The following is a 10,659-nucleotide window of genomic DNA, read 5'->3' on the forward strand; positions in this document are numbered from 1 at the left end:
TGCACATAAACTGCAATTACCTGTTTATTGAAAGTGCGAAGGTAAACTCGGCCACCTTTTCACTGGCATATAGAATAAGCGCCGAAAAATGGTTGGTTATGTTAACTACAGTAAAGTATTGCTTCGTCGGGTTGGTGCTCGCAGCTTCTTCGCTCACTTTTGCTGCCGATAATTTTCAGAATGGCAGTGACACCAGACAGGGCCATAGGGATCTAAATGACCTGAATGAAATCAAGAGAGTCGTCAAGCAGCTGGCAAAACCATTTAATAAGAATGCTGAAAGCGTTCTGTACGCAGAAAATCTACAGGATCCAATTTCGGATTATGAGACGATTTTGCCTAACAATAGTAAATGGGTAATACCGCCGTTGGAGAAGGCCATATTAGCGGCCTATCTGGACAATCCTGGAGACGTAAATCTAAGTCAATTGAATGCTGCATTTCATTTACTCCGTGCGTCTGTATTTTCGCAGAATGGCGGAGTTCATGAAGGCCCTACTGTTCGCAAACTGCAACATACTATCTATGCTCAGTACTTCCTGCATCGCTCAAGGCAACTCGGTTCAGACGCCCCCTGGATAGAGCGCTCTCTGGCCATAACCGAGACACGGCTTTCGCAGTGGTTACCTGTGGATAATCCGCTAGATCATAGCTACGGCTCCTACTCTCAGAACTTTTTTCTAGATGCATTCACAAAGAACGAATACGAGCGTCACGAAGCGAACCACCTACTTCTGAAAGAAGTGCTTGACAACCCTGTCAACCTGAAAACGAATTTGTATGTGGCCGCAGTCAACTTATGGATTAGTGGCGAGTCCGGATATGACGACCCTACCGTTCTGTATGGCTATCTACTTTCGGCCTATTTTGGTGAGCGTACTCAATTTCTGGCACAGATTGCTGAAGCAGCCTGGTCCGAGAATCCTGAGAACAACCCGCTTTTTCGTCTTGCCAATGAAGTCGGCTTCTTTACCATTCCTAACCGACGCTGGTTGACAGCCTTACATGGCGATAACGAAGCCAAAGATTCAGTATATATAGAACTAGAGCAGTGGTTTTCGCGTTTCCCGCAATTGTATGGATTTCCCTACGCGGCCGCCCCATTTGTCGATCCTGAGAGATTTTCTGATGGAATGTCAGCCTACTTCTCCAGCATCGACGCGTGTAGCAATGATTTCATTCTACCCTGCGGCGACACGCCAAAGGCGCCTTACAACCGGCTTGCCTATACTCTATTGGGTGCCGATTACCTTTTGAAAGCTGGCGATCTGAATACCGCGCACGGTTTTCTCAGTTTCCGTTGGTTGCTTGGCGATTCGTTCGACAGCTGGCTTCTCGGGCAGAATTCATGGTTGCACAGAGAAGCTAATGCGGAAGAAATCCTCGCCCGCTACCAGAACCATGACCCTTCTGACGATCCGGTTAATGTTTTTATAAAACGCCAGAAATGGGGCGTTTCAACCACCTGCCAGCTCTGTCATCAACAACAAGGCAAGTACATTCCCAGCGAGACCGTCTATATACCGTCGCCGGTCGATGAGCAGAGATTATTCATTGGCAATTGGCCAGAGTATACCGTTAGTTGGTTCGGTGAACGCATTCAGTAATTTGACGCAGTTCTATTGATCAGCCGCACAAGTTAAGTATAAGGCGGTGGTAATTTATGAATGATTCACTATTCGGAAAGCGCGACTTTGTATTGCATTGGGCTAGCACTGCCATTGCCCAGGTGGGTAGTTTTTTCAGTTTTGTAGCGCTGCCCTGGCTGGCTCTAAACCTAACTGAAAACGACCCGGTAATCATGGCGGCCGTTATGGCGCTGGTAAGCCTACCACAGGGTCTATTTATTCTCTTCGGTGGTGCGCTTGCCGACAGACTTTCACCACTACGTGTCCTTCTAGTTACTCGAGGCTTGTTTTTCATTTTGATGCTCAGCATGGCAGTTCTTGTTTACTACGAGAGTTTTCCTTTATGGGCTCTGTTTTTGTACTCGCCGGCGTTAGGTATTCTGGGAGGATTTTCTGTACCAGCGGCACAATCGGTTCTGCCTTCGCTTATCCCTAGCGTGATGTTAGGGCGAGCGAATGCGATGGTTGTGGCGACAACGCAGTTGGCGCAGACACTGGGCCCGATGCTGGGTGGCTGGCTAATCTGGTTCACTCAGCAAACCGTCGGTGAGCAGTCAGGGAAACACGCAGGGCTCGCGATGGCGTTTGCGGTTGATGCCTTTACCTTGCTGGCATCGCTAATGTTCATGCAGTTTATGCGTGCTGCCCCTGCTGCACAGATAAGCTGCACCCATGGACTTTGGGAGATGTTCTATGACGGCGTTCGCTTCTGCTGGTCGGATCACGCTATGCGAGTTGTGCTGGGATACCTTGTGCTTATTTCGTTCTGCCTGCACGGGCCGCTGATGACCAGTATTCCAATATTCACTAAGGTGGATCTTGGGCTGGAAGCAGAGGCATATGGCACACTTTACGCGATGATTGGCCTCGGGACACTTGCCGGTGCTGGATTCGCTTTCAGTAGGAAGTTCACCAATTCCCAGATGGGTCTCTTGGTACTGTGCTGCGATCTAGGCGCGGGTACAGCGCTCTTTTTTCTTGGAAACCAGACAAATCACTGGGTTGCCGCAATGTTTCTGATTTTAATCGGATTTTGTACCGGCACAATGATGGTTGCGGGAACTACCTGGTTTCAACTGCGCACACCGGGACCTTACATGGGCCGGGTTATGTCGCTTCTTATGTTTGCCATAGCTGGTTTGATTCCTGTGTCTACGGGTATCACGGGCTACCTGATAGAGCTGTATTCCGCTGGCACAGCGATGAATATAGCGGGCGCCTTGATGATAACGTTCGCTGCCGTAGGTTTGGCGATACCTTATATACGTAATATGGGATTGCTGCCTGGCCCGGTCGCCCAACCGGCGACACAGGAGGCACATGCGCAATAGCTAATGGAGATTGTGCAGATCGACAAGAGACATACGCCAACGTTAGAAACGTATTTATACAAGTCGGCCACCATCCAGAAACTAATACCCTCAAGGATTGCGCTACTCGACTGAACATCCAGTAGCGTGAAAGTACTTCTTTTTAAACTGTAACGTGAATGGATTATGAACAAGGTACTGAAGCAGCTAACTTCATTGATCACACTTTGCCTGGTGATTTTCGCTAGTACAAGTCAAGCCCGGGGCGTTGACCACACCGACTATGGCGGATTGGATAATCAAGAGTTAGCTGAAATACGTTCTTTTTTGAGTCGTACCGTGGGCGACATACTGCGTGAGAACAAAACACTTTCCGGCGAAGTAGAAGTGGGGAATGTATATGATCCGATTTCAGACCATGAGACCTGGCTTCCCCATGAGTCTCAGATTGAAATACCCCGACTGGAATCGGCGCTATTGACCGCTTACTTAAACGATCCCAGCAGTATGCTCTTGAGTAAAGCTATGGCTGCGTACCATGTGGTCAAACTGCCTAAATGGCGGGCGACTCTTTATGGTAGAGACAGAAAAAGCATTCGCTCTGTCAAGCATGCCGTCTACGCACTTTATTTTTTGCGACGGGCGCAGCACCTGGGCTCTGAAGAAGCATGGTTAACGCGTGCGGAGACACAGATTTCTGACCAGCTCTTATTATGGTTGCCAACTGATCTTCCGATAGATATATCAGAAGGTAATGAAGCCCATAATTATTTCTTAGAGTCTTTTAACTATAAAGAAGTGAATCGCTATTTGGCGACCGAGAAGTTACTGCAAGATCTCCTCGAAAACCCTACCAATCTGACTACAAACGCCTATGCTATCGCCTCCAATATCTGGAATGGTGGTGAAGCGGACTACGATGATCCGACTATTTTGTACAGCATGGTGATGAGCAGCTATCTGGCACAGCGGGCCATTCCCTTGTACCAGCTGGCGGAACAGGCATGGGAAGAGGACCCGGAGAATAATCAGCAATTTCGCCTGACTACTCTTCTGGGCGGGTGGACGGTTCCAGCTCGCCTCTGGTTGGCCAAACTGCACGGTGACAATGATACCGTCGAGTTACTGGATGCGGAGCACCGCGAGTGGTTTGCGATAAATCCATATTTCCATTCCGCCTCTATCGGCTGGATGCTTTTTGACGACCCACAGAAAGTTATGGAGGGTTTCCAGTCGGTACTCTCTGTAATGGGCTGCGCAGACAACCGGTCGTGCATGGATCGTCCGCGTTTTTCATTCAACATCCTGTCGTATTTGCTGCTGGTCACTGATTACTCCCTGAAACTCGGTGACGCTGGAACAGCAAGTTATGTCCTTTCGTTCCGACACAACCCCTTTTTCGAGTATGATTCCTGGCTGCTTGGACAGGAGGCCTGGGAGCATCGAGAGAATAACATGATGGAGATCATCACTCGTTATCAAAATGACGATATAAACGATGATCCAACAACCGCTTCTTTAAAGAGCCACAAATGGGGGCCAAACACGATCACCTGCCAGCTGTGCCACCAGGCGCAAGCACGGGAGTGGAGTGATGAGGACAAGGCAACTATTTTCTATCCCAGCGAGGCACACGGCTATGTGGGAAATTGGCCGATCAGACTGGTAGATTGGGACGCGTTGCTGGCCGAATAATCTGAGGGATATTCAAGTAACCCGCGCCAAATCAATGGCGCGGGTTTTTTCGTTTATTGGTGGACGTATGCAAAGTAATTGGTTTGTTATAAATACAAAAAGGGAGTATGCAAAAATCCGCTTGTTTTGCTTTCCTTACGCGGGCGGTTCCGCTCAAGTTTTTCATGGATGGGAAAGGCATCTTCCGGAAGATATCGAGGTAGTGTGTATACAGTATCCCGGCCGGGCCAATCGCTTGCATGACCCTTTAATAGACGACTGCGCGGGTATGGTTGAATCACTGGTTAATGAGATTCAACCGTTGCTGGATAAGCCATTTGCGTTTCTGGGCTACAGTATGGGCGCCTTGGTCAGTTTTGAGCTCGCTAACGCACTTCGCGAACGTGGAAATTTCCATCAGATTTTTCATTTCCTATGCGCCTTTAAAGCAGCCCACCTCTGTAAAGCAGATCTCGAGCGCTATCGCCTGTCAGATGATGACCTTAAGCAGGAGTTGTTAAAGTTAGGTGGCCTGAATGCGCAGTTACTACGGGATGATGATTTTATGAGTTTCATCCTGCCCATCATTCGATCAGATTTTCATTTGGTAGATAAGTACGACGGAAAATTTGCCGGAAAACTTCGTAGCAACGCGCTGGTGATTTACGGTAGCGATGACCACAGTATGACGCCAGAGGACGCGCTCCAATGGGAATCACTGATATCCGGGCAAGTTCGGTTCCGCGAGATCAAGGGCTCGCATTTTTTTATTAACACTCATACTCACGAACTCCTGTCTATTGTTGGGCAAGAGCTACGCGCATTAGCAAGCGCGTACTTGTAACTGCTCAATCCGTCGCTCCGACGGCGCACTAACCTGAAGTTAACAAACGTGCCATAGCCACATAAAAAACCGCCCGTCAAGCAGCGCTCAACGGGCGGTTTTCCGGAATGTCCCGAGGCACGCCTCGGGACAGGTACTGCTGCTTAGAACGTGTAGTTCGCACCCAGGAAGTACTGACGACCAAAGTACTGAATAGTACCTGTTTGCGCTTCATTGCCGAAGTAGGTCTTATTCGGTTCGTCGGTCAGATTGTTGACCTGGAATACGATTTCGACACCATTCTCCAGCTGGTAAGACGCCTGATAGTCGACGACAGTTTCGGAATCAAAGAATGCCAACTGACTGTCAACTGCCAACTGCTGGCCAACATAGCTGTCACGGTAACGCGCACTTACGCGAGTAGAGAAACTATCATAGTCATAGAACACGGTCGTATTGAACACATTCTTTGACAACCCAGGCATGGGGATTGTGATAGATTCACCGCTCAGGCCAGTTTCAGCATCTATCTCACTTTCGGTGTACGAGTAGCTCGTCGTCAAACCAAGTCCAGACCAGATACCGGGCAAGAACTCAAAGGTTTGTGTATAGGCCAGCTCGATTCCTCGAATGTAGCCTGCATCTTCATTGTTATAAGCAGTTTGGTACTGCCCGTTAATAGAAGGATTCCCAGTTCGCGGATTACGCTCGGGAATATCTATGCCCGCAGCGGCGAAATCAAATGGATCAATCGTGATATCGGTGACGAGCGACTCAATGTCCTTGTAGAAGAAGGCGGCAACGATGGCACCTTCGGTTTCTTCAAAGTAGTGCTCGTATGAGATATCAAGCTGATTGGCGTACATCGGGTCCAGCAGAGGACTGGTATTACCCCATACGTTAAATCTGTCTTCTGTCGCACCGTCGTCAAACCATGAGCCACCACCAGATTTGAGTTTGTCGATCGGCGGGCGAGACATCACTTTAGCCAGCGCAAAGCGCAACTGATCGTGATCGGTCAGGTGAAAATTCAAGTTGGCTGACGGCAGGTAGTCGGTGTATTCCTGGCCTACCCGGGTGACGATGTAATCACTGTTGATAACACCGCGCTCATCGGCGATTGGCGTACCCAGCCCGTCGCCAAGTTGGAAAAGGCCGGTGCTGTATTGTTCGGTATCGACAACACGTACACCCATGTTACCAGTGACGCTGACACCAAACAGCTCAGACTCAATATTGGCCTGGAAGTAAGCGGCAAGCACATCTTCATTTACTTTGCCGCTTTGAATCATGGTCCAGTTATTACCCCAGTTTGAAGTCGCTTCAAAGGGATCTCTTCCCGCAGCAGCATTGGCAGCATTGACCAGGGCAACTGCGTCATCAAAGTCGATTGCCAGGAAATCCGGATACCCCGACAGCTCACCGCCAAAGCTGGTCACATCAACCATGTCAGCAGTTAACTGAATTGGTAACTCCGTTGGATGACCGCCAAATTCCGAGCCATATCCCGCTTGCTGACGCTGGGCGGAAAACTCCCGCTCGGAATAGCGCACCCCGGCTTCGACCGAAGAAACAAAGCCCATATCCAGCTCGTACTTCATGTCAAACTTGTAGGCGTTCAGTTCGTTGTTGTTGATATAGGGCCACATGCCCACTTCGGTTAAGGCAATGGTGTTCAGGTCGGTGTAGGATTGATCGGCCGTGAATGAGCCCGGGTTAAGGCCATTCAGCAGATAGTGAATCGTCTCTGGCGCCCGGCCAGAGGAGGGATTGCTGGCATCGTTGTAAAGAATCGCCCGGGTTCCACCGTTGACGAATTCACCGTCCGCTTCTGAGTAGGAGATGTCTGACGAGAGTGTCAGGGGGCCCTGGTTCCAGGTTACATTGATTCCGCCAGACAAAACCTCCGTGTATCGGGAGTCGTTGTCGTTGATGTTGAACACGGCAAAGCTGCCGCTTCCATCGCCTGAAACTGTTGCGCCTGTTACAGCGCCGTTGTTTACCGTCTCGTTGCTCAGCGTGCCATTTTGCAACGTCTTCACACGAAAACCGCGGGCATAGTTTTCGGAGTCAAACTTGGAGTGGAACACATCCCCTTGCACACTCAAGTTCTCATTAGGCTCCCACTGGATCGCGCCCATAAAGCCATCGCGGGTTTCTTCGCCGCCTCGTACTTGCGCTTCGAAGCCCTCACTGACCGCTACGGACTCGCCATCAACAACACCTGAGCCGTTGTATTGGAAACCAACAAACTGGCTGGAAGCGCTTGGCTGGTACAGACGCGCATATCCCAGGGCGACCCCCAGGGTATCATCCGCAAATTTTCCCTGATACGACGCGGTAAACCGGTGGCCAATTTTGTCTGCGTCGTCGATTTCGTTACCGCGGTCATTGATCATGCCGCGAGTACTTACGTGAAAGGTGTGATCTTGAGCGTTATCCAGTGGGTTGGCGGTCTTTAACTCGACGGTGCCCGCAACACCACCCTCAATCAGAGACGCCTTGGGGGACTTGTAGACTGTCGCTTGAGAAATCAGCTCTGACGGGTATTGATCGAATTCAATAGCCCGACTACCGCCGGTAGTTACCTGTTCTCTACCGTTTAAGCTGGCGAAAACAAAACCGCCGTCCATACCGCGAATATTAAGCCCACTCGCCTGACCACCAGTACGCACCGCGGTAACACCTGGCAACCTGGTTAAAGCATCCGCGATGGAGGAATCTGGTAGTGACGCGAGGTCACCGGCGTCGACAACTTCGGCAACCACATCCGAGTTCCGCTTGGCGGATACGGAATCAACAATACTGGAACGAATACCGGTTACTACTACCTCTTCGAGTGCCTCATCCTGCTCCTGGGCAAAGGCGCCCATGGATGCGCTCGCTGCAGCTGCGATGGCCGCGGACAGCAGTGCCGGCCGGAAACGATTATTAGTCAGACTCATCATCTTCTCCCTGGATTTATCGTTATGGTGAGGATTCCAATCCTAGACCTCCCGATATCCGTCGCCCTCCCCCCCCCAAGGGGGGGATGGGAGGAGCACTCATGGTGCCGGCGATGAGAAAGCACCTATTAAAGTACAATCCATTGTTTTATAAGGATTTTTTCGGAACCGCACAGTTCTCTCCATAGGGAGATTGCGCCGGCGTAAGGGGGGAGCTGAAGGGCGAGATCACTGCCTTTGATATGCATAACTCCGCTCGCGATATCTATTGGACCACCCGTGCAACAACTCGATCAACTCCAGATGCGACCCAAGGGTCAATAGCGTGGGCCAATGGGTTTCACATCATTGATTTGGGTTTCTCGAAATACCAACGATTTCCTATCCCCACCCCGCTTTGAGGACTCTGAACCGCCCCGGGCGCACTAGCGGTCGGGGGCTCGTTGTTATGGGTGGCTGCGGTGCGGGTGAGCTAGCTCAGGCCAGTACTTCCAGCCCTTTGCGATCCACCAGATTCAGCAGTTTCAGAGACGGTCCGTTCGGCTTCTTCGCGCCCTGTTGCCACTTCTGCACCGTGGACTTGTTGGTGTTCAGGTAGAGCGCGAACACGCTCTAACTGGCTTTGGTTCTTTTGCGGATGCGCTGGATCTGCGCCGGGCTGTATTCCTTTACCGGCGGCAGGCACAGGACATCGAACTCCTCAAGGGTGTCTTCGTCCATCACGCCCGCTTTGTGCAACTCTTTCGCACTCTCGTGCACCATGTCTAGAATGGATTTATCCATTGCCTTTCACCTCGATCAGTGTGCCGGCCTTGACGGCCTTGGCTAAATCTCTGTAGCTGTAGTCCAGCAGGTTCTTGGCGTACAGCTTCAGCACTTTTAACTCGTCGTCCTTGATGTTGGAGCGGGCGTTTTTGGCGAAACCGTAGACGAAGAAGGTTTTGTCTTCGACCTTGTAGGCCAGCAGGGTGCGCACCCCGCCGCTCCGGTCTTTGCGCCAGCCCAGGTTGCCGAGGTTGTCCCACCGGTAGGTGAGGTTCTGGATCTGGGTGATGCCGAGGGTCGAGGCGGTCTGGTGTTCCAGGCGACCGGTGGCGGGGTATTACTTGCGGGTGGTGACTACGCCGTTGCCCTGGCGGGACTCAGTGACATTGCCGCGCTCGTCCATGGCCAGCACGGTGAGTAGGTTTCCGCACTGGCCTGGTTGATGTTTTCCGCGTCCTGTATCGCCGCTAGTAGTCCTACGCGCCTTAGATTATGTCGAAATACTGTTATGTCTAGACTTGACCCCTTTCTGCGCTCACCGATCTCCATAATCGCGGAGTTCAAGATATCCTGATCGCCTGTGTAGACGGCCTGAAAGGTTTCCCCGAGGCCATCGAGAGCATCTTTCCCAAAACCGAAGTCCAGCACTGCATCATCCACCAGATCCGCAACTCGCTGAAGTACGTTGCCTCCAAGAACCAGAAGGCATTTATGGCTGACCTAAAGTGCGTTTACAAAGCGGCAACCCTGAATGCCGCTGAAAGCGCTCTGGACGAACTGGAAGCCAAATGGGGCGACAAGTATCCGATGGTCATCAAGTCCTGGCGCAGCAAGTGGGCAACCCTGTCAGCCTACTTCAAATACCCGGATTATGTGCGCACCGCGATATACACCACCAACGCTGTTGAGGCGGTTCACCGGCAGTTCCGCAAGTTGACCAAAACCAAGGGCGGCTTCGCCAGCGAGAACGGCTTACTCAAGCTCCTATACGCCGGTATACTCAAAGCCTCTGAGCGCTGGACGCACCCGATTCAGAACTGGAACCTGACGCTGTCACAGCTGACGATTCACTTCCCGGAGCGCCTAGAAAAACACATTAGCCTATGAGGCTATATGGCTGACACAGAGTTTTGAATACCCTCGACCCCATTGATTTCGTAGTCCTACGCTCCTTAGATTATGTCGAAATACTGTTATGTCTAGACTTGCCCCCTTTCTGTACTTTCCTCTACTTACCACCCTACAGTCCTCCTATAGCGGTCTGTGTCCACACTACCTGGGAAAGCAGGCCATGGAACTCGTCCTCAAGTGATGGTAGCAAGATAAGTTTGTTGAATTACGAGATCAATGACTCCGATCCACTGCTGTTCTCATTGATTTTACTTAGGGCCTGTTCACACTAAATTCTGTATAATTGCGGCATGGAACTCTCAGCAAAACAATTCAAAATCATCGAAGAATTGCTACCTACCCAGCGTGGCAATGTAAAAATTTCTAACTTGCAGGTATTGAAC

8 protein-coding genes and 1 pseudogene are annotated in these 10,659 nt (G+C 50.8%); 5 read left to right on the plus strand and 4 right to left on the minus strand.

Annotated elements, in window-relative coordinates; translation table 11 throughout:
* Positions 1-98 precede the first annotated feature (98 nt).
* The 4 genes from FDY93_RS16505 (at position 99) to FDY93_RS16520 (ending at position 5,456) form a co-directional block, all read left to right on the plus strand.
* Positions 99-1,607 (plus strand): hypothetical protein, encoded by a 1,509-nt coding sequence (locus FDY93_RS16505; RefSeq protein ID WP_138236858.1) that lies wholly within the window; start codon positions 99-101, stop codon positions 1,605-1,607.
* A gap of 56 nt (positions 1,608-1,663) precedes the next feature.
* A complete protein-coding gene (locus FDY93_RS16510; RefSeq protein ID WP_138236859.1) occupies positions 1,664-2,959 on the plus strand; it encodes an MFS transporter in 1,296 nt (431 codons plus the stop codon).
* A gap of 165 nt (positions 2,960-3,124) precedes the next feature.
* Positions 3,125-4,633 carry a hypothetical protein gene (locus FDY93_RS16515; protein WP_138236860.1) on the plus strand — a complete coding sequence of 503 codons (1,509 nt, stop codon included), beginning with the start codon at positions 3,125-3,127 and terminating at the stop codon, positions 4,631-4,633.
* 67 nt (positions 4,634-4,700) lie between these two features.
* On the plus strand, positions 4,701-5,456 hold the full coding sequence (locus tag FDY93_RS16520) for a thioesterase II family protein (protein ID WP_171019019.1): 756 nt from the start codon (positions 4,701-4,703) through the stop codon (positions 5,454-5,456).
* Positions 5,457-5,599: 143 nt separating this feature from the next.
* On the opposite strand, the gene FDY93_RS16525 is transcribed toward FDY93_RS16520, so the two are convergent.
* The 4 genes from FDY93_RS16525 to FDY93_RS16535 form a co-directional block, all read right to left on the minus strand.
* Positions 5,600-8,380: a TonB-dependent receptor gene (locus tag FDY93_RS16525; RefSeq protein WP_138236862.1), complete on the minus strand. Its 2,781-nt coding sequence runs from the start codon at positions 8,378-8,380 to the stop codon at positions 5,600-5,602.
* A 477-nt stretch (positions 8,381-8,857) separates the two neighbouring features.
* Positions 8,858-8,989, minus strand: coding sequence for a helix-turn-helix domain-containing protein (locus tag FDY93_RS19875; protein WP_281282518.1), 132 nt, complete (start codon positions 8,987-8,989; stop codon positions 8,858-8,860).
* Between the two features lie 3 nt (positions 8,990-8,992).
* Positions 8,993-9,163, minus strand: a complete 171-nt coding sequence (locus FDY93_RS19815; RefSeq protein ID WP_246068619.1) for a hypothetical protein — start codon at positions 9,161-9,163, stop codon at positions 8,993-8,995.
* Positions 9,156-9,464 carry a type II toxin-antitoxin system RelE/ParE family toxin gene (locus FDY93_RS16535; RefSeq protein WP_138236863.1) on the minus strand — a complete coding sequence of 103 codons (309 nt, stop codon included), beginning with the start codon at positions 9,462-9,464 and terminating at the stop codon, positions 9,156-9,158. Before FDY93_RS16535 ends, FDY93_RS19815 begins: the two co-directional genes overlap by 8 nt.
* A gap of 206 nt (positions 9,465-9,670) precedes the next feature.
* Here FDY93_RS16535 and FDY93_RS16540 point away from each other — a divergent pair.
* Positions 9,671-10,252 (plus strand): annotated as a pseudogene (locus FDY93_RS16540) (IS256 family transposase); the annotation flags it as partial.
* Positions 10,253-10,659 lie beyond the last annotated feature (407 nt).

This window comes from Microbulbifer harenosus, assembly GCF_005771435.1.
GTDB classification, from domain to species: domain Bacteria; phylum Pseudomonadota; class Gammaproteobacteria; order Pseudomonadales; family Cellvibrionaceae; genus Microbulbifer; species Microbulbifer harenosus.

Coding starts and splice junctions, on each gene's coding strand:
- FDY93_RS16505 (WP_138236858.1), top strand. CDS start 99: ATGTTAACTACAGTAAAGTATTGCTTCGTCGGGTTGGTGCTCGCAGCT.
- FDY93_RS16510 (WP_138236859.1), top strand. CDS start 1,664: ATGAATGATTCACTATTCGGAAAGCGCGACTTTGTATTGCATTGGGCT.
- FDY93_RS16515 (WP_138236860.1), top strand. CDS start 3,125: ATGAACAAGGTACTGAAGCAGCTAACTTCATTGATCACACTTTGCCTG.
- FDY93_RS16520 (WP_171019019.1), top strand. CDS start 4,701: ATGCAAAGTAATTGGTTTGTTATAAATACAAAAAGGGAGTATGCAAAA.
- FDY93_RS16525 (WP_138236862.1), bottom strand. CDS start 8,380: ATGAGTCTGACTAATAATCGTTTCCGGCCGGCACTGCTGTCCGCGGCC.
- FDY93_RS19815 (WP_246068619.1), bottom strand. CDS start 9,163: ATGGATAAATCCATTCTAGACATGGTGCACGAGAGTGCGAAAGAGTTG.